This is a genomic window from Streptomyces sp. CRCS-T-1, assembly GCF_024442335.1.
Lineage (GTDB): Bacteria > Actinomycetota > Actinomycetes > Streptomycetales > Streptomycetaceae > Streptomyces > Streptomyces koelreuteriae.
Map to the genome: position 1 here is coordinate 1,567,954 of NZ_CP101651.1, position 18,480 is coordinate 1,586,433.

Genomic DNA, 18,480 nt, shown 5'->3' on the forward strand with positions numbered 1-18,480 from the left:
CGGGCCCTTTCAGCGGCGCCCACCGAGGGGCGGAGGAACGCCCCGACTAGCCCTGACTGACCGGCAGTTCGGCCTCGATGAGGTCGGCCGCGCGGTGGGTGCCGCCCTCCTTGAGCAGCTCCGCCTGGGTCTTCAGGCGACGGGCGACCTCGGGGTCGTCGACGAGGGCGAGGGCCGCTTCGCGCAGGGCCTCGCCGGTCGCCTCCTCCGTGGCGAGGTACCGGGCGACGCCGAGGTTCCGGAGCATCTCCGCGTTGCCGAACTGGTCCACGGCCTGCGGTACGGCGATCATCGGCGTGGCGGTGGCGAGGCCCTCCTGACTGCCGCCCGCGCCGGCGTGCGTCACGAACAGGTCGGCCTGCTTCAGGATCGCCAACTGCGGCACCCAGGAGCGCACCTCGACATTCGCGGGGACGTCCCCGAGGTCGGCCGGGTCGACGTGCTTGCCGATCGACAGCACCAGATGCCAGCCGGGCAGATCGCCGAACGCCTTGACGCATTCCCGGTAGAAGCCGGGCTGCTTGGTGAACGCGGACCCGAGGGAGACGAGGACGACCTTCTCGGCACCGGCCGGCCGCTGCCAGCCGCCCTCGGCGGGACGCTCGCCCTGGCAGGCCCCGACGAAGGAGTACACGGTCTCGTCGACACGGTCCGCGTTCGGCTGGAGCGCCTTGGGGATCAGGACGATCGAGCGAGCGGGGCGGCCCGCGAACGGGTCGGGGTGCCGGGTGATCCCGTTCTCCTCCAGCCAGGCCTGGAACCGGGCGTAGTAGGCGCGCCCGCGCTCGGTCTTCCTCGGCTCCTCCCACATGGGCTCGGCGACCTCCTTCTCGTACCCCTCCCAGGCGACCATGGCCGGTGACAGGGAGATCGCGGGCACGCCCCAGCGGTGGGCGAGGACGCGGGCCGGGTAGGAGGCGATGTCGTGCAGCACGAGGTCCGGCTCGTCACCCTCGTAGGCCTCGATCAGCTGCGGGAGGGCCTGGATCGCGTCGTCGAGGAACGGCTCCACATTGTCCAGGAGCGTGCTCCCCCACGCCTCGGGGTCGTCGTCGGGCGAGGGCAGCGTGGAGTTCCAGGACTTCACCTCGGCACCGGTCTCCGCGATCTTCTCCGCGAAGACCGGCGGGATCGCGTAGGTCACCCGGTGGCCGCGCGCCACGAGCTCGCGGATCACCTCCAGGCTCGGGTTCACGTGGCCGTGGGCGGCGATGGAGAACATGGCGATGTGCGCGCGACTGGTCATGCGCCGACCGTACGCGAGACGAGACGTCTCGTGCAACTGTTTGAGCCACCGGCGCCGATCAGGTGGTGGGGCAGCGCGCCGCCGTGCCTTCGACGCGGCGGCCGTCCCGGCCCTCGACCGTGACCGTCACCGGGTCGCCCCCGGGGGTCGAGATCTCGGCGGCGGCGCCCGCGGTACAGATGAGCTGGGTCAGCGCGAGATCGGGCAGTGCGCCGGTGGAGGGCAGGGACAGTTCGACGGACACGCGGTCGCCCCGGGTGGTGACCTTCGCGAAGTCCGTGGCCTCGGCCGCCTGCGGGGCCTCCGTGGCAGGCGCCAGCGATGCCTCCGCGGTCGGTGTCCGCGTCGCCTCCGCCGCCGGAGGCGGGGCAGGGTCGGCCGGGGTGGCCGTCGGCCGGTCGGCCCCGGTCAGGGGCAGCAACGACTTCAGCCCAGAGGCCTGCTCCTCCGCCGTGGGCCCCTGCAGCAGTACCTCCACGGCCGAGGCCGCGCCGATCGGGGCGACGACCCTGCGGGGGACGGGCGAGAGCCTGCCGTCCGCCACGAAGTAGACCCGTAGCGTCGGCACGACCCCGCCGGCGGGACCGCCCGCCTCCACCACTCCGGTGGCCGGGATACCGCAGGAGGCGAGCCCGCACAGCGCGGGGACGGCCAGCAGCGCGGCTCGGCGCCGGGCCGCCCTCACCGGTGCTCCCCGTGGGCCGATTCGTCCCGCCGCAGCGGGAGTTCGACGGTGAACACCGCGCCGCCCTCCGGACGGTTGCCCGCCCGGACGCTGCCGCCGTGCACCCGGACGTTCTCCGCGGTGATGGCGAGACCCAGACCGCTGCCCTCGGTCCGGGTACGGGCGGTGTCCGACTTGTAGAACCGCTCGAAGACGTGCGGAAGGACGTCCTCGGGGATGCCGGGGCCGCTGTCCAGCACCTCGATGACCGCCGACCGCTCGCCGTCCGCGCGCAGGCGCAGCCGGACCGGCCGGGCGCCGTGCCGGAGCGCGTTGCCGACCAGGTTCGCCACCACGACGTCCAGCCGGCGCGGGTCGACCCGGCCGCGTACGGCGTCCGGCGGCGGCAGGTCGGCGTCCACCAGGTCCGCCCAGGCGCGGTCGGCGAGGGTGCGGCGCAGCGACTCGGCGAGGTCGATCTCGTCGAGGTGCAGCACCGCGGCGCCCGCGTCGAAACGGGAGATCTCCATCAGGTCGTCCACGAGACGGGCCAGTTTCACGGTCTCCTCGCTGATCAGCCGGACGGCGGTGGCGGTGTCCGGGTCGAGACGGGCGGCGTCCTCGTCGAGGACGTCGGTGACGGCCGCCATGGCGGCCAGCGGGGTGCGCAGTTCGTGCGAGACGTCCGCGGCGAACCGGCGGGCCCGGGCCTCCATGCCGCGCAGTTCGGCCACCGATTCCTCCAGGGCTGCCGCCGTCTCGTTGAACGTGTGGGACAGATCGGCGAGTTCGTCGGAGCCGTTGACCGCGAGCCGGGTGTCGAGCCGCCCTTCGGCGATGCTGCGGGTGGCGTGCCGCAGTGCGCGCACGGGCCGCAGCACCCCGCGCGCGGCGAGCAGCGCAAGCAGCACGGCGACGCCCAGCGCGGGCACGGTGGCCCGTTCCACGGCGGTGACCAGGGCGTCCACATAGCGCTGTTCGGTTGCCTGCGGCACTGTGAGGAAGACCTGGAGCCCGGAGGCGATCCCGCGGTTCTCGTCACCGGAGAAGGTGACCGACATGCCGACGACGAGCGAGGTGTGGTCGCCGGTATTCACCCGCTGGAAGACGGTGGCCGGGCTGGAGTCCACGGCCTCGCGCAGATCGGGCGTCAGCTCCTCGAAGGGGTCGCCGGGGCGGGACGTGGCGCTCAGGTCCTCGTAGCCGACCAGCACCCGCCAGCTTCCGGACGGCTCGGCGCGGGCCACGTCACCGGCGAAGCGCCGCAGTTCGGCCTCGGCCGGGGGAAAGGAGAGCTGCGGGGCGAGCCGGTCGACCTGGGTACGCAGCTGCTTGATCACGGTGTCCTGGCTCTGCTGGAGCACACCCGTGCGCGCCTCCCGGAAGCTCAGGGCGCCGGTGGTCGCCGCGGTGAGCGCGGCGACGAGCGCGAACGCCACCACCAGACGCGTGCGCAGCCCGCGCGGACGCGGGAACAGCCCGCGCAGGCGAGGGGCCGAGGCGCTTCTCGCGGGGAGGCTTCTCACGGGGACACGAACCGGTAGCCGAAGCCGCGCACGGTCTGGATGTAGCGCGGCTCCCGCGAGGGCTCGCCCATCTTGGCCCGCAGCCGTCGGACGCAGGCGTCCACCAGGCGCGCGTCGCCGTGGTAGCTGTGTTCCCAGACCGCTTCCAGGAGTTGCTGCCGGCTGAACACCTGGCCGGGTGCGGCGGACAGCGTCAGCAGCAGCCGCAGTTCGGACGGGGCGAGCGGGACCGGGTCGCCCCGCCAGGTGACGGCGTGCCCGGCGCGGTCGATGGCCAGCTCGCCGTAGGTGTCGATCTTCGGTATGCCGCCGTCGGCCGCCGCCACGGCCGTCGCCCGGCGCAGGACGGCCCGGATACGCGCCTCGAGGACCCGGGCCCGCACGGGCTTGACGACGTAGTCGTCGGCTCCGGCCTCCAGCCCTACGACGATGTCCACGTCGTCCCCGCGCGCGGTCGCCATGAGGATCGGCAGCGTCTGGTCCAGGGCGCGCATCGCGCGGCACACGTCCAGTCCCGGCATGCCGGGCAGCATCAGGTCGAGCACCACGACGTCCGGCCGGAAGGACCGCAGCCGCTCCAGTCCCTCCTCCCCCGTCTCGACGGCGGCGACGTCGTGCCCCTGGCGGCGCAGGGCGAGGGCGACTCCTTCACGGACGGCGCGGTCGTCTTCGATCAGCAGAACTCGTGGCATGGGCTCAGTATCCGCAGGCCCGCGCACGGTTGGGCTCCTGTTACCGGATGATCACACAAGCCTTCCGACCTATCTTCGTAATCTTTCCGTTATCATTCGCGCTATGTTCGATCACATGACCCTCGCAATCTGAACGACCATGACCGCGCACTCCACACCTCCGTCCCGCAGCCGCCGCAGGGGCCGCGGACCCACACACTCCACGAGCCGCCGCGGCCACAAGGGCCCGCTGTTAGCGGGCCTGTCCGCGCTGGCGCTGCTCGGGGTGGCCGGACTCGCCTCGGTGGAATGGACGTCGGCGAAGCGCGGAGGTACGGCGGCCGAGGCCGGCTCCGGACCGGCGACCGAGCCCGCGCCCGACTCCCCGTCCACCACCGCCCCGGCCAGGCCCCTCACCCCGTCGGACCCGTCCTCCCCGACCGGCTCGCCCTCCCCCACCCTGCCTCCCTCTCCCACCGCACGGCCGAAGATCCCCGCCACCGGCCCCGGCACCTTCACCGTCGCCCCCGGCTCGGGCCCCAAGACGGGGAAGGGCACGGCCCTGCGCTACCGGGTCGACGTCGAGGACGGCATCGACCTGTCCGCCCCGGACGTCGCCCGGCAGGTGGAGAACGTCCTGGCCGACCGGCGCGGCTGGACGGCGGACGGCCGCTCCGCCTTCCGGAGGGTGTCGAGCGGGCCCACCGACTTCGTCGTGAAGGTCGCCACCGCCGGGACCGTGGACAAGATCTGCGGGCAGTACGGCCTGGACACCGGCGGCGAGGTCAACTGCAACGTCGCCAAGAACGTCATGGTCAACCTCAAGCGCTGGCTCCTGGCGACTCCCGTCTACGCCAAGGACGTCAAGGCCTACCGGGCCCTCATCGTCAACCACGAGGTCGGTCACTTCCTCGGCCACGGCCATGTCGGCTGCCCCGGCCCCGGCAAGCCGGCCCCCGCGATGATGCAGCAGATCAAGGGCATGCGCGGCTGCGCGCCCAATGTCTGGCCCTACGACGAGCAGGGCCGCTACCTCACGGGACCCGCCGTGCCATGAACGGAGCCGGACCGGCGACGCCGTCAGCGCTGATAGCGCGCCAGCACCAAGTTGCCGTCCTCCTCCAGCCGTTCGCGCAGTGCGCCGAGTCCGATGGCTCCGCTGTAGTACTCCTGGAGGGCCGGGGTCGCCACCTTGTCCTTCCACTCGGGGTAGCCCCGCACCGTCTGCGCGGGTGCAGGGCGCAGGTGCTCGGCGAGGGCGGTGCCGGTGGCCCAGCCGTGCTCGGACGTGCGCAGGGCCGGATCGCTCAGAGCCTGGCGGCCCGTGGGCAGCATCCAGTCGCCGAGGGCGAGGCGGACCATGTTGGGCGGTCTGAGGAGGAAGTCGATGAAGGCGGCGGCCTCCTTCTTGTGCGGGCAGTCCTCGGCGACGGAGAGGGTCTGCGGGCTGACGCCCTGGGTGAGCCCTCCGGCGCCTGCGGGGGCGGGCAGCACCTGCCAGTCGAAGCCCTTCGGCGCCTGCTGCACGATCTGCTGACGGTAGGAGAAGCCGAGCGGGACCATCGCGTATCTGCCGCCGAAGAAGCCGGGCAGGGTGTCGGAGCCGCCGCTGCCCAGGGTCGTGGGCGAGGCGCTGCCGTCGGTGCCGGCCTGGGCGTGGATGGTGCGCGGCACCACCTGGTCGGCCTCCCCGAACCGGACCGTCACCTTGCCGTTCGCCCCGCGGTGGAAGAGCTGTCCGCCTGTTGAGAGGGAGAGGTTGAGCGTGGCCGAGACGGGCTCCTTCAGGGGCCAGGCGATGCCGTACTTCCCCCGGCCGCTGAGGCGTTCGGTGATCCGGCGGAACTCGGCCCAGCTCCATGGCTTCTCCGGGGTCGGGATCCGCACCCCGGACTGCCGGAGCCACTTGGCGTTGGCGATCAGCACGCGCGGTTCCTGGAGGAACGGCACGCCGTAGACGCCGTCCCCGAAGGTGGTCGTCTCCCAACTGCGCCGCGGGATGTCCGACTTCAGCCGCGCGGGCAGCAGGTCGGTGAGATCGGCCAGGTAGCCGCCGTAGGCGAAGTCCGCCAGGTCGTCGGAGGCGTCATGGATGATGTCGGGTGCCTCGCCGCCCTCGAAGGCGGTGAGGAGCTGGTCGTGGACGCTGTCCCAGGAGCCCTGGACGTACTCGACGCGGATGTCCGGGTGGGTGGCGTTCCACTCCTTCACCAGCGCCTTGTTGGCCTCGACGGACTCCTCCTGCCAGGCCAGGGACTGGAAGCGCAGGGTGATCCGGCCGTCGTCGCGGGTGCCGCCGGAGGAGCAGCCGGCGAGGAGCAGCAGCAGGACCAGGGCCAGGGCCGGCAGACGGGCGCGCATCAGCTCTTCACCGCCCCGGTGAGCATGCCGCCCGTGATCCGCCGCTGGATGATCGCGAAGACCACCAGCGAGGGCAGCGTCGCGAGGAACGCGGCGGCCGCGAGCGGGCCGAGGTCGGCGACGCCCTCGGCCCCGATGAAGTGGGTGAGCACCACCGGCAGGGTCTGCTTCTCCGGTGTCTTGAGCAGCACCAGCGCGAAGAAGAACTCGTTCCACGCGGTGATGAACGCGAACAGGCCCGTCGCCACGATGCCCGGCGCGAGCAGCGGTGCCGTCACCGACACCAGCGTCCGCACCCGCCCGGCCCCGTCGACAGCGGCGGCCTCCTCCAACTCGGGCGGCACCGCCCGCACATACCCGGCGAGCATCCACAGCGCGAAGGGCAGCGCCCACACCACGTACACCAGCACCAGCCCCGGCACGGAGTTGATCATTCGGAGGTTCTTCAGCACGAGGAACAGCGGGATGATCAGCAGCACGAACGGGAACGCCTGGCTGACCACCACCCAGCCCGTCACCGCCTTCGCCAGCCGGGTGCGCCGCCGGGCGACGACATAGGCCATCGGCGTCGCGATCAGCACGGCGACGACCGCCGCCGCGAGCGCCGCGACGAGGGAGTTGAGGGCGGCGTGCAGCAGCGGCTGTTCGTCGAAGGCCTGCCGGAAGTTGTCGAGGGTGGGGTCCTTCGGGATCCACGTCGGATGCAGACTGCCCAGTTCGCGCGGCGGCTTGAACGCCGTGGAGAGCAGCCAGAGGAACGGGAAGGCGAGGAAGACGAGGTAGGCGAGCAGCGCGGTGTACTGGCCGACGCGGGCCGGTGCGGAGGTCCTCACGCGTCGTCACCTCCCCTGAGGCGGCCGACGAGGAAGACGGCCAGGGCGATCGAGATCACGGCCACCATCACGCAGCCCATCGCCGCCGCGTAGCCGAACTGCCCGTAGCGGAAGGCCTCTTCGTAGGCGAAGAGCATGGGCAGCCGGGTCCGGCCGCCGGGGCCGCCGTTGGTGAGTACGTAGACCAGGGCGAAGGAGTTGAAGTTCCAGATCAGGTTGAGCGCGGTGATGGCGAGGGCGATGGGTCTGAGGGCGGGCCAGGTCACCGTGCGGAAGCGGCGCCAGGCACCCGCCCCGTCGACCGCCGCCGCCTCGTGCAGTTCGCGCGGGGTGTTCTGCAGCCCGGCGAGCAGCGCCACCGTCGTCTGGGGCATGCCCGCCCAGACGCCGACGAGGATCACGGCGGGCAGTGCGGTCGCCAGCCCGCTGAGCCAGTCGCGGCCGCCGCCCAGGCCGATGTCGCGCAGGGTCTCGTTGAGGATGCCCGCGTCCGGGTTGTAGACGAGCCGCCACATGATGCCTACGACGACCTCGGGCATGGCCCAGGGGATGATCGCCAGGGCGCGGGCCAGCCAGCGCAGCCGCAGCTCCTGATTGAGCAGCAGGGCGAGGCCCAGCGCGAGCAGGAACTGCGGCACGGTCACCCCGACCGCCCACACCAGCCCGATGCGGAACGACTCCCAGAACAGCGTGTCGTGCAGCAGGTCCCGGAAGTTGAGGCCGCCGATCCACTGCGTGGGCTCGGTACGGCCCGACTGGGCGTCGGTGAAGGCCAGCAGAATCCCGTACAGCAGCGGGCCGACGCTGAGGACGAGGATGGGGATCAGGGCGGGCAGCACCAGGAACCAGGCGCCGTGGTCCACGACCCGGCGGGGCCGGGCCCGGCCCGGTGCCGGATCGGCCGGCTTCCTCACCTCGGTCACCGAGGTCACGGCATCAGCCCCTTCGCACGGCTCGGGCGGGCCAGGTCATGGTCGTGAAGGCGGCCTGCCTCGTCAAGGCACCGCGCACACGGTCCCACCTGTGCGAATGGGACACTGGCGGGCGGATGGCCAGAACGCGACGGTGACGTACGAGGACCGGGACCACGGAGGCGGACGATGGACGAGGCACGGGCGCGGGACGTCCTGGCATCGGCGGGCGCGGTGGGCGGCGCGGCCCGCGAGGCGCGGCTGCTGGCGCTGGGCGAGAACGCGGTGTTCGCCGCCGGCGACCTGGTCGTCAAGGTCGGCCGCGACGCCGAACTCCTGGACCGGGCGCGCCGCGAGCTGGACATCGCGGTCTGGCTCGCCGAGGCGGGCGTGCCCGCGGTGCGCGCGGCCGAGCCGAAGGCGCTGCTGGTCGAGGGGCACCCGGTGACGGTGTGGCACCGGCTGCCCGATGCCGTACGGCCCGCCGAGCCGAGGGATCTGGCCGAACTGCTCCGGGTCGTGCACGCCACGCCTCTTCCTCCTTTCGCACTGCCGGCCCGCGATCTGCTGGGCGGTGTGGAACGCTGGCTGCGGCTCGCGGGCGAGGCGATCGCCCCCGCGGACGCGGCGTATCTGCGCGAGCGGCGGGACGGCTTCGCCGCGCGGGCCGCCGCGCTGACGCCCCATCTGCCGCCCGGGCCGATCCACGGCGACGCGCTGCCCCGCAATGTGCATGTCGGCCCTGACGGACCGGTTCTGGTCGACCTGGAGACGGTCTCCGCCGACCTGCGCGAGCACGATCTGGTGGTGATGGCGCTGTCCCACGACCGGTACGGCCTCACGGACGAGGCGTACGCGTCCTTCACCGAGACCTACGGCTGGGACGTGCGGGAGTGGGACGGGTGCTCGGTGCTGCGCGGCGCCCGGGAGACGGCCAGTTGTGCGTGGGTGGCCCAGCACGCGCCGAGCAACCCCAAGGCACTGGCCGAGTTCGAGCGGCGGGTGGCGTCGCTGCGGGAGGGCGACGAGACGGTGCGGTGGTATCCGTTCTGAGGGCCGGAGCCCTCGGCTCAGACCCTCCCTCGGCTCAGACCCGCTCGTCGGCCGGCTCCCGCAGCGGCCACGCCCCGTCCACCACGGCCGTCGCGTCGCCCTTGCCGCGCAGGAAACTCTGGAAGTCCGCCGCCCACTGCGCGTACCACTCGATCTGGCGGTGGTGCAGGTCCGCCGGGCCCAGGCTCGCGATCTTGGGGTGGCGGTCGGCTATCGCGCAGGCCAGCCGGGCCGCCGCCAGGGCGTCGGCCGTGGCGTCGTGGGCGGAGTCGAGGACCACGCCGTACTCCGAGCAGACCGCCGCGAGGTTGCGTTTGCCCCGGCGGTAGCGGTCGACCCAGCGGTCGATGGTGTACGGGTCGATGACCGGGGCGGGGTCCACGCCGCCCAGGCGGTCACGCAGGGACGGCAGTCCGTACCGCCGCAGTTCGGCGGAGAGCAGGGTCAGGTCGAAGGCCGCGTTGTAGGCGACGACCGGCACGCCCGTCTTCCAGTAGGAGGTGAGGACGTCGGCGAGGGCGTCCGCCACCTGGTCGGCCGGCCGGCCCTCGGCCGCCGCGCGTTCATTGCTGACGCCGTGCACCGCGACCGCTTCCTCGGGGATCGGAACCCCCGGGTCGGCCAGCCACTCGCGGCGCCCCATCGGCTCCCCGCCCCTGACCTCGATCACGGCCCCCGTGACGATGCGCGCCTCGCGCGGATCGGTGCCCGTCGTCTCCAGGTCGAAGCCGATCAGCAGCTCCCGGTGCCAGCCCATGGGCGGTCCCCCTTCTTGTGGTGCGTCCCCCGGTGGTGTCCCCCAGTGGTCTCCACCCTCGCACGCACCACTGACAATCCGAGGAGCGCGGTCCGCGGGGCACCGTTCACGACACCGGCCGCGAATCCGCCCACATCACCTCGAACTCCTCGCGGTAGGTGGGAAAGAGGCCGCTTTCGTCGATCTCGCCCGACTTGACCACCTTGCTGCCGTTGCGCAGCACGAGCACCGGTGCCTCCATGCCGCGTGTCCGGCGCAGATAGTTCTGCACGACCGCGATGCCGTCCGCACCGTCGCCGTCGACCAGATACGCCGTGAAGCGGGGCGTCTCGTCGAAGACCTGGATCTCGAAGGCACCCGGGTCGCGCAGCCGGGCGCGCACCCGGCGCATGTGCAGGATGTTCATCTCGACGGCCCGGCTGAGCTCGCCGCGCTTGATGCCCAGTTCGCGCTCGCGCCGCTTGACCGCGCTGGAGGCCGGGTTGAGGAACAGCAGCCGTACCCGGCAGCCCGACTCGGCCAGCCGCACCAGCCGGCGGCCGGAGAAGTTCTGCACGAGCAGGTTGAGGCCTATGCCGATGGCGTCGAGGCGGCGGGCGCCGCCGAAGATGTCCTCGGCCGGGAACTGGCGCATCAGCCGCACCCGGTCCGGGTGGACGGCGACCACGTCGGCGTACCGGTCGCCGACCAGGTCCTCGACGGCGTCGACGGGCAGCCGGCGAGCCGACGGCACGTCACCGTCGGCGCCGAGCATCTCCAGCAGCCGGGCCGAGGCCCGCTCGGCCTGGTTCAGGACGGCCTCGGACAGGGCCCGGTTGCGGGAGACGACGTTCCGGGTGACCTCCAGCTCGTCCAGGGCGAGCTCGACGTCGCGGCGGTCGTCGAAGTAGGGCTCGAAGCAGGGCCAGTGCTGCACCATCAGCTCGCGCAGCTGCGGCAGGGTGAGGAAGGACAGCACGTTGTCGTCGGCCGGGTCGAGCAGATAGCCCTTGCGGCGGCTGACCTCACGTACGGCGACGGCGCGCTGCACCCATTCCTGCCCGGCGGGTCCGGCGGCGGCCACCACCCAGTCGTCGCCGTGGACGGGCTCGTAGATGGGCCGCAGGACGGCGGCGACGACCGAGCGCAGCCGCTGTTCGACGAGGTTCAGCCAGATGTAGGCACGGCCGGCCCGCTGGGCGCGGGTGCGTACCTCGCGCCAGGCGTCGGTGTCCCAGTCCAGTTCCGGGCCGATCGAGCCCGTCGCGTCCATCGGCCGCGCCAGGGACACCGCACCGGTCGGGACGTCTGTGGAGTTCCCCTCGTGACCCTCGTCACCAGGGGGCAGCTCCAGCCCTCCCGAGCCCACCCGCGCACCGCCTTCCGCTCCCCCGAGCCTCCCGAGGGGCCTGGCCCCACCCAACGATCAAGGAAGGGTACTCCGGGAGCGGTCGGCGGTGCAGCCGGATGGGCAGGGTCGTTCTCAACTGCGCGGTCGCCAGTGCCCGTTCTGCCAGCCGAGCTCGGCCGGAGTGAGCGGATTCATAGCCGTGACGTCGCGCGGGGCGATGGAGAATCCCTGCCAGTGGACGGGCATGGGCTGCTGGTCCTCGTCCCGGGCTATGTGGTGGAAGCCGATGTTCGTCCAGACCACCGGGTGCTTGAGGGCCTGGCCGTTGACCCACTTGTCGACGGAGGTGCCGGCTCCGGCTCCGCAGGCGCCGGGGTTGTGGCTGGCGAACAGCTCGCACTTGTTGTACTCGGTGAAGTACACGTCGTGCTTGGTGTAGCTGCGGCCCGGGTACTTGGTCGTCGGGCCGGGGACGATCTCGTACGAGCGCGGGTGCCCGTCCTTGTTCTTGCCGGTCGCGCTGACGACGCGCCACCAGCGGTAGTTCTTGCTGTCCCCGGCGAGTTCCTTGGTGACCTTGGTGCGGGTCGTCTTGGTGCTCGGGGCGCGCTGGCCGGCGGCCGGGGCGGTGACGGTCGAGTCGTACTGCTCGATCTTGTTGGCGGTGGAGCCGTCGAGGGCGAAGTCGAGCCGCCAGAAGGCGTTGTGGCTGTGGCTGGTGGCCTTGGCGGCGTTCGCGCCCTTGCCGATCGGCCAGCCGCGGCCGTCCCCGGCGTCGTAGTCCTCCCACGACAGGCTGCCGGTGGCGCCGACGTTCATGGTGATCGTGCCGTCGTCCTGGAAGCGCCACTCGGTCATGTACTCGTACCAGCCGACCTGGTTGACGGTGTAGACGAGCAGGTCCTTGCCCTGGGCCTGGTAGACCTTGTTCGCGGTGTCGCCCTGCATGCGGTAGGCGTGGCCGCGGGAACGGGTGGTGGTGCACAGGCCCTTGACGTTCGGGTCCTCGTTCCAGGACTCCGGGACCTTGACCGTCTTGATGGTGCCGCCGGGACACTCACTGGGCGCCAGGCTCATCAGGCCCTGGGCGAAGTCGAACCCGGTCAGGTCGTCGTACTCGACGTTCCCGTCGTCGTACGGGACGTGGATCTGGCCGAGCCGGGCGCTGTTGAGGACCTTGATCGGCTTGGGCTCGCCCTTGGGCTGGTAGGAGATGTTCTCCAGGACGAGGCCGGCCTTGCCGTCGTAGCGCCAGCACATCCGCCAGGTGGTGCCGGTGGAGAGCTTCTGCTCGACGCGGTAGTCGGCGCTGCACTCGGCGGCCGGTGCCGCGGGGGCGGCCTGCGGCCGGGCGGTGGCGGGTCCCGCGCCGGCCGTGACACCGGCGGCGAGCGTGGCCACGGTCAGGCCCACGGCCGCCCGGGTGCGGACCTTGCTGTGTCTGTTCACAGACATGACGAGATGACTCCCTGAAGTGGAGAGTGAGAGCGAGGCGAGCGGGTCAGTGGTCGAGCCGGGCGGCCTTGCGGGCGCTCAGGTCGATCACGATCGACCTCGCGTCGACCCACGGGCCGTTCTTGATCTTCGGGAACAGCCGGACGCAGCGGTGCTCGCCGCAGCGGTCGAGCACGGCGGGCTGGGCTCCCGGCGCGGCCCGGTAGACGGCGCCGCTGAGCTGGAGCTGGTCCGCGGAGGTGAGCTCCTTGCCGGTGGCGTCCCGGTAGTCGGCCTTCAGGCCCGCGCCCAGCGGGTCGGCGATCAGCAGCTTCGCCGCCTCGGCCTTCTCGTCGCGACTCAGGGGCGGCTGGACGCCGCGCTGGGTGCCGGTCTGCACCACCTTGCCGGTGGAGAGGTCGACGGTCCTGGTGACGAGGGTGTCGTCCCGGTAGTCGTAGAACGTCACGTCGGCGCGCCGCGGCGCGTTCGGGTCGCCGACCTCGTCGGCCTCCGGTTCGGCGAGGTCGACGCCGAGCCGCTGCGGGCCGCGCTCCCCGTCGACGCCCTCGCTGCTCTGGAGCAGCTGCCGGTTCAGCGCGATCTTCGCGACCCGCTCCGTCTCGTCGTCGGTCAGCGGGTCGCGGCCCGCGCCCTTCTCCCCTTCGGCGGGCGCCTCCTCCACCACGCCCGGCGGCACGGCCCGGCCGGCGTCGGCCTCCTGCCGCAGGGTCTGCCCCGCCTGCCCCGCCCTGGTCGCCGTGTCGTCGGCCCCCGCCGTGCCCGGCAGGGTGATCCCCACCATCACCGCGGTCCCGGCCACGGCGATGGCCGTACCGGCCACCACCTTGCCTAAGTGACGGTGCACTATCTTGCGCACATCATCCCCTTACTCCCCCCATCAGCCCCGGGAGTACATCCTTGCCCCATTTATTTGGCATACCGCGTATGCACTGGTCACCCGGTAAGAGGGACATAAGTCATAGGAGGTTCCCTCACTTTCGGGGAGACTCGGGGCCAAGGCGTCCCCACCGGCGCCGCACACCTGAAAGAGTCGAATCCATGCAGGTCTGGCCTGGAGAGGCGTATCCACTCGGTGCCACGTACGACGGCGCCGGTACCAACTTCGCGGTCTTCACGGAGGCCGCGGACCGAGTAGAGCTGTGTCTGCTGCACGACGACGGCTCGGAGACGGCGATCGAGCTCCGGGAGAGCGACGCCTTCGTGCGGCACGCGTACGTGCCGGGCATCATGCCGGGGCAGCGGTACGGCTTCCGGGTGCACGGACCGTACGCCCCGGAGCACGGGCTGCGCTGCAACTCCGCGAAGCTGCTGCTCGACCCGTACGCGCGTGCGATCAGCGGCTCGATCGGCTGGGGCGAGGAGGTCTACGGCTACCACTTCGACGAGCCCGACCGGCGCAACGACCTGGACTCGGCGCCGCACACGATGACGTCGGTCGTGGTCAACCCGTACTTCGACTGGGGCGACGACCGGCTCCCGCGCACCGAGTACCACCACACGGTGATCTACGAGGCCCATGTCAAGGGCCTCACCATGCGCCACCCGGGGCTGCCGGAGGAGCTGCGCGGCACCTACGCGGCCCTCGCCCACCCGGCGGTCATCGAGCACCTCACCGAGCTCGGGGTCACGGCCCTGGAGATGATGCCCGTACACCAGTTCGTGAACGATCACCGCCTGGTCGACATGGGCCTGAACAACTACTGGGGCTACAACACGATCGGTTTCTTCGCCCCGCACAACGCCTACGCGTCCTGGGGCGACCGGGGCCAGCAGGTGCTGGAGTTCAAGTCGGCGGTGAAGGCGCTGCACGAGGCCGGGATCGAGGTGATCCTCGACGTGGTCTACAACCACACCGCCGAGGGCAACCACATGGGCCCGACGCTGTCCTTCAAGGGCCTGGACAACGCGCGCTACTACCGGCTCACCGACGACCCCCGCTACTACATGGACACGACAGGGACAGGGAACTCCCTGCTCATGAGGTCCCCGCACGTGCTCCAGCTGATCATGGACTCGCTGCGGTACTGGGTCACGGAGATGCATGTCGACGGGTTCCGCTTCGACCTCGCCGCGACGCTGGCCCGGCAGTTCCACGAGGTGGACCGGCTGTCGTCGTTCTTCGACCTGGTGCAGCAGGACCCGGTGGTCTCGCAGGTGAAGCTGATCGCCGAGCCGTGGGACGTGGGCGAGGGCGGCTACCAGGTGGGCAATTTCCCGCCGCTGTGGACCGAGTGGAACGGCAAGTACCGGGACACCGTGCGCGACCTGTGGCGGGGCGAGCAGCGCACCCTCGCGGAGTTCGCCTCACGGCTGACCGGCTCGTCCGATCTCTACCAGGACGACGGACGCCGCCCGCTGGCCTCCATCAACTTCGTGACCTGCCACGACGGCTTCACGATGCACGACCTGGTGGCCTACAACGACAAGCACAACCACGCCAACGGCGAGGACAACCGGGACGGCGAGAGCCACAACCGGTCCTGGAACTGCGGGGCCGAGGGCGAGACGGACGATCCGGACGTGCGGCGGCTGCGGGCCCGGCAGATGCGCAACTTCATCGCGACGCTGATGCTGTCCCAGGGCGTGCCCATGATCAGCCACGGCGACGAGTTCGCCCGCACCCAGCGCGGCAACAACAACGCGTACTGCCAGGACAACGAGCTGGCCTGGGTCGAGTGGCCGGAGGGCGACGAGGAGGAGGGCGGACTCAAGCGGGAGCTGCTGGCCTTCACGCGCGCGATGGTGTGGCTGCGCCGCGACCACCCGGTCTTCCGCAGACGCCGCTTCTTCCACGGCCGGCCGGTGGAGGGCACGCACGACGATCTCTCCGACATCGCCTGGTTCACTCCGGAGGGCCGGGAGATGACCCAGCGGGACTGGGACTCGGCGCAGGCGTCGGCGCTGACCGTGTTCCTCAACGGCAACGCGATCTCGGAGCCGGGCGCGCGCGGGGAGCGCATCTCCGACGACTCGTTCCTGCTGATGTTCAACGCCTCGCCGAAGACGCTGGAATTCGTGGTGCCGGTCGACCACGGGCGGCAGTGGCAGGTCGTGGTCGACACGGCCCGCGCCGACGGGGTGCCGGCGGACACCGGCGAGAAGGTGCAGGCCGGGGACCGGCTGACCCTGACCGACCGGAGCCTCACGGTGCTCCAGAGGCCCGTGTAGCCGCCCCCGCGGCCTCGCCTCGCGATGGCGGCGCGTCGTCCGGAAAGAGCCACTCGTCCGGGCGACGCGCGGCGCACCCGGCGCGGGCGATGACAGATACGGCGGCGGGGCGGGTACGTACGGTCCATGACACCTGAGCGTCCTGACCCGGTGGTGCCCACGGCCACGTACCGGCTGCAGCTGCAGCCCGATTTCCCCTTCGGGGCCGCGGCGGCCGTGGTGCCGTACCTGGCCTCGCTCGGCGTCTCGCATCTGCATCTGTCCCCCGTCCTGGAGGCCGTGCCGGGTTCGACGCACGGCTATGACGTCGTCGACCACGCGCGCGTGCGCGCTGAGCTGGGCGGCGAGGAGGGGCTGCGGGCGCTGGCCCGCACGGCGCGTGAGCACGGGCTCGGCCTGGTGGCGGACATCGTCCCGAACCACATGGCCATGGCCCCGCGCCACAACCGCGCCCTGTGGGAGGTGCTGCGCGAGGGCCCCAAGTCGCCGTACGCGCGCTGGTTCGACATCGACTGGGAGGCGCAGGACGGCCAGGTGCTGCTGCCGGTGCTCGGCGGGCCGCTGGGCGAGGTGCTCGAGGAGCTGCGTGTCGACGGTGACGTCCTGCGCTACTACGACCATGTGTTCCCGCTGCGCGAGGGCACCGAGGACCTGCCGCTGCCGCATCTGCTGGACGCGCAGTGGTACCGGCCCGTGTGGTGGCGGCTGGCCCGGACCGAGCTCAACTACCGGCGGTTCTTCAGCATCTCGGAGCTGATCGGGGTGCGGGTGGAGGACCCCGAGGTGTTCGAGGCGACCCACGGCAAGATCCTGGAGCTGCTGCACGAGGGCGTGATCGACGGGCTGCGGATCGACCACCCCGACGGGCTCGCCGACCCCGACGGCTACCTCAGGCGGCTGCACGAGGCGACGGGCGGCCGCTGGACGGTCGTGGAGAAGATCCTGGCCGACGGTGAGCATCTCCCGGCGTCCTGGCCCGTCGCCGGGACCACCGGCTACGACGCCCTGCGGCATGTGGACGGGCTCTTCACGGACCCGGCCGGGTTCGGGGACCTGCTGGGGCAGTACCGGCGGTTCGCGGCCCCGCAGACGGACCGGGGCGGGCGGTGGGAGGCGACGGTGCGCAGGGCGGCGTACAAGGTCCTCACGCACGAGCTGGCCACGGAGATGGACCGGCTGACCCGGGTGGCGGCCCGGCTGTGCGCGACCTCGCCCGAGCCCGCCCTGCGCGACCGCGCGCCCTGGGCGCTGCGCACCGCGCTCCAGGAGCTGCTGGTGCGCATGGAGGTCTACCGGCCCTACGAGTCGGCCGACGCCGCGTCCGTGGTCACCGAGGAGGCCGCGGCCGAGGCCCGGCAGGCCTTCGCCGTGCCCGAGGAGGCCGGCGCGGTGGACGTCGTACGGGACCTGGTGCTGGGGCGGTACGGCGACGGGCCCGCGCAGGTGGAGTTCCGCACCCGGTTCGCGCAGACCGCGTCGGCGCTGCGGGCGAAGTCGGTGGAGGACACGGCGTTCTACCGGTACGTGCCGCTGCTGTCGGCGACCGAGGTCGGCGGGAATCCGGGCGCTCCCGCGCTGGCGCCGGAGGAGTTCCACGCCTACTGCGCGCGCGTGCAGCGCGACTGGCCGGTGAGCGGAACGGTCGCCTCGACGCACGACACCAAGCGCAGCGGCGATGTCCGGGCGGCGCTGAACGTGCTCACCGAGTGCCCGGACCGCTGGGCGGACGTCCTCGCCGAGGTGACCCGCACCGGGGAGGGCGTGCCGGACGCGCAACTGGCCTGGGCGGCCTGGCAGACGGTGTTCGGGCTGGGTCCGGAGCCGGGGTCGCCCGAGCGGGTGCAGGGTGCCTTGCTGAAGCATGTGCGCGAGGCGGGCCTGTACACGAGCTGGACCGAGCAGGAGCCGCCGTACGAGGAGGCGGTGGCGGGGTTCGTGGCGGCCGGGCCGTGCGGGGCGCCGGCCGAGCGGGTGGCGGCCTTCCGGGAGGCCCTGGAGCCGCACATCCGGGCGAACGTGCTGGGCATGGCCCTGGTGCAGCTGACGATGCCGGGCGTTCCGGACGTCTACCAGGGCACGGAGGCCGAGTACCGGGCGCTGGTCGACCCCGACAACCGGCGGGCGGTGGGCTTCCCGCCCGAGGAGCCGGGCCGGACCTCCGGGGAGAAGGCCGCGGTGACCCGGGCGGCACTGGGGCTGCGGAAGCGGCGCCCCGACGCCTTCGGCGACACGGCGACGTACGCCCCGCTGACCGCCGAGGGCCCCGCGGCGGCGTACTGCGCGGCGTTCGTCCGCTCCGGCGAGGTGCTCACGGCCGTGACGCGGCTGTCCCTGCGGCTGGCCGAGGCGGGCGGCTGGCGTGACACCCGGCTGCCGCTGCCGCCGGGGCGCTGGGCGGATGTGCTGGAGCCCGGGCGCGAGTTCACGGGGCACGCACGCGTGGAGGAGCTTTTCGCGGGGCTGCCGGTCGCGCTGCTGGAGCGGGTGGGCGAGTGAGGCGGG

The 18,480-nt window shown here is 72.2% G+C and carries 15 protein-coding genes; 4 read left to right on the forward strand and 11 right to left on the reverse strand.

Features of this window, described 5'->3' with window-relative positions:
* Positions 1–46: 46 nt before the first annotated feature.
* The 4 genes from mgt to NNW99_RS06975 form a co-directional block, all read right to left on the reverse strand.
* Positions 47–1,246: a macrolide-inactivating glycosyltransferase gene (gene mgt / locus NNW99_RS06960; RefSeq protein WP_215117823.1), complete on the reverse strand. Its 1,200-nt coding sequence runs from the start codon at positions 1,244–1,246 to the stop codon at positions 47–49.
* A 58-nt stretch (positions 1,247–1,304) separates the two neighbouring features.
* The gene (locus NNW99_RS06965; protein ID WP_215117824.1) at positions 1,305–1,931 is read right to left on the reverse strand and encodes a hypothetical protein; all 627 of its coding nucleotides are present in this window, start codon (positions 1,929–1,931) and stop codon (positions 1,305–1,307) included.
* A complete protein-coding gene (locus tag NNW99_RS06970) occupies positions 1,928–3,352 on the reverse strand; it encodes a cell wall metabolism sensor histidine kinase WalK (protein WP_215124187.1) in 1,425 nt (474 codons plus the stop codon). The genes NNW99_RS06965 and NNW99_RS06970 overlap by 4 nt, the downstream gene beginning before the upstream one ends.
* A gap of 80 nt (positions 3,353–3,432) precedes the next feature.
* On the reverse strand, positions 3,433–4,128 hold the full coding sequence (locus NNW99_RS06975; RefSeq protein ID WP_215117825.1) for a response regulator transcription factor: 696 nt from the start codon (positions 4,126–4,128) through the stop codon (positions 3,433–3,435).
* Between the two features lie 139 nt (positions 4,129–4,267).
* Between NNW99_RS06975 and NNW99_RS06980 the strand changes: the two genes are divergently transcribed.
* The gene (locus tag NNW99_RS06980; RefSeq protein ID WP_215117826.1) at positions 4,268–5,164 is read left to right on the forward strand and encodes a DUF3152 domain-containing protein; all 897 of its coding nucleotides are present in this window, start codon (positions 4,268–4,270) and stop codon (positions 5,162–5,164) included.
* A gap of 23 nt (positions 5,165–5,187) precedes the next feature.
* On the opposite strand, the gene NNW99_RS06985 is transcribed toward NNW99_RS06980, so the two are convergent.
* Genes NNW99_RS06985 through NNW99_RS06995 form a run of 3 tightly spaced genes read right to left on the reverse strand, consistent with a single transcriptional unit; the run spans position 5,188 to position 8,233 of the window.
* Positions 5,188–6,468, reverse strand: coding sequence for an ABC transporter substrate-binding protein (locus NNW99_RS06985; protein ID WP_215117827.1), 1,281 nt, complete (start codon positions 6,466–6,468; stop codon positions 5,188–5,190).
* Positions 6,468–7,301 carry a carbohydrate ABC transporter permease gene (locus NNW99_RS06990; protein WP_215117828.1) on the reverse strand — a complete coding sequence of 278 codons (834 nt, stop codon included), beginning with the start codon at positions 7,299–7,301 and terminating at the stop codon, positions 6,468–6,470. Before NNW99_RS06990 ends, NNW99_RS06985 begins: the two co-directional genes overlap by 1 nt.
* Positions 7,298–8,233: a carbohydrate ABC transporter permease gene (locus NNW99_RS06995; RefSeq protein WP_215117829.1), complete on the reverse strand. Its 936-nt coding sequence runs from the start codon at positions 8,231–8,233 to the stop codon at positions 7,298–7,300. The genes NNW99_RS06990 and NNW99_RS06995 overlap by 4 nt, the downstream gene beginning before the upstream one ends.
* 168 nt (positions 8,234–8,401) lie before the next feature.
* On the opposite strand from NNW99_RS06995, the gene NNW99_RS07000 reads away from it, so the two are divergent.
* The gene (locus tag NNW99_RS07000) at positions 8,402–9,265 is read left to right on the forward strand and encodes a phosphotransferase enzyme family protein (RefSeq protein WP_215117830.1); all 864 of its coding nucleotides are present in this window, start codon (positions 8,402–8,404) and stop codon (positions 9,263–9,265) included.
* 34 nt (positions 9,266–9,299) lie between these two features.
* On the opposite strand, the gene NNW99_RS07005 is transcribed toward NNW99_RS07000, so the two are convergent.
* The 4 genes from NNW99_RS07005 to NNW99_RS07020 all read right to left on the reverse strand — a co-directional run bounded on the left by NNW99_RS07005 (position 9,300) and on the right by NNW99_RS07020 (position 13,666).
* Positions 9,300–10,022, reverse strand: a complete 723-nt coding sequence (locus tag NNW99_RS07005; protein ID WP_215117831.1) for a 3'-5' exonuclease — start codon at positions 10,020–10,022, stop codon at positions 9,300–9,302.
* A gap of 106 nt (positions 10,023–10,128) precedes the next feature.
* On the reverse strand, positions 10,129–11,370 hold the full coding sequence (locus tag NNW99_RS07010) for an SAV2148 family HEPN domain-containing protein (RefSeq protein ID WP_215117832.1): 1,242 nt from the start codon (positions 11,368–11,370) through the stop codon (positions 10,129–10,131).
* Positions 11,371–11,484: 114 nt separating this feature from the next.
* Entirely contained in the window at positions 11,485–12,807 is a 1,323-nt protein-coding gene (locus NNW99_RS07015) for a copper amine oxidase (RefSeq protein WP_215117833.1), read from the reverse strand.
* Positions 12,808–12,853: 46 nt separating this feature from the next.
* Positions 12,854–13,666: a Tat pathway signal sequence domain protein gene (locus NNW99_RS07020; protein WP_215117834.1), complete on the reverse strand. Its 813-nt coding sequence runs from the start codon at positions 13,664–13,666 to the stop codon at positions 12,854–12,856.
* A 182-nt stretch (positions 13,667–13,848) separates the two neighbouring features.
* Between NNW99_RS07020 and glgX the strand changes: the two genes are divergently transcribed.
* Together glgX and treY are read left to right on the forward strand one after the other, a co-directional pair.
* Positions 13,849–15,978, forward strand: a complete 2,130-nt coding sequence (glgX, locus tag NNW99_RS07025) for a glycogen debranching protein GlgX (protein WP_215117835.1) — start codon at positions 13,849–13,851, stop codon at positions 15,976–15,978.
* 126 nt (positions 15,979–16,104) lie between these two features.
* Positions 16,105–18,474 carry a malto-oligosyltrehalose synthase gene (gene treY, locus NNW99_RS07030; RefSeq protein WP_215117836.1) on the forward strand — a complete coding sequence of 790 codons (2,370 nt, stop codon included), beginning with the start codon at positions 16,105–16,107 and terminating at the stop codon, positions 18,472–18,474.
* The last annotated feature ends 6 nt before the right edge of the window (positions 18,475–18,480 follow it).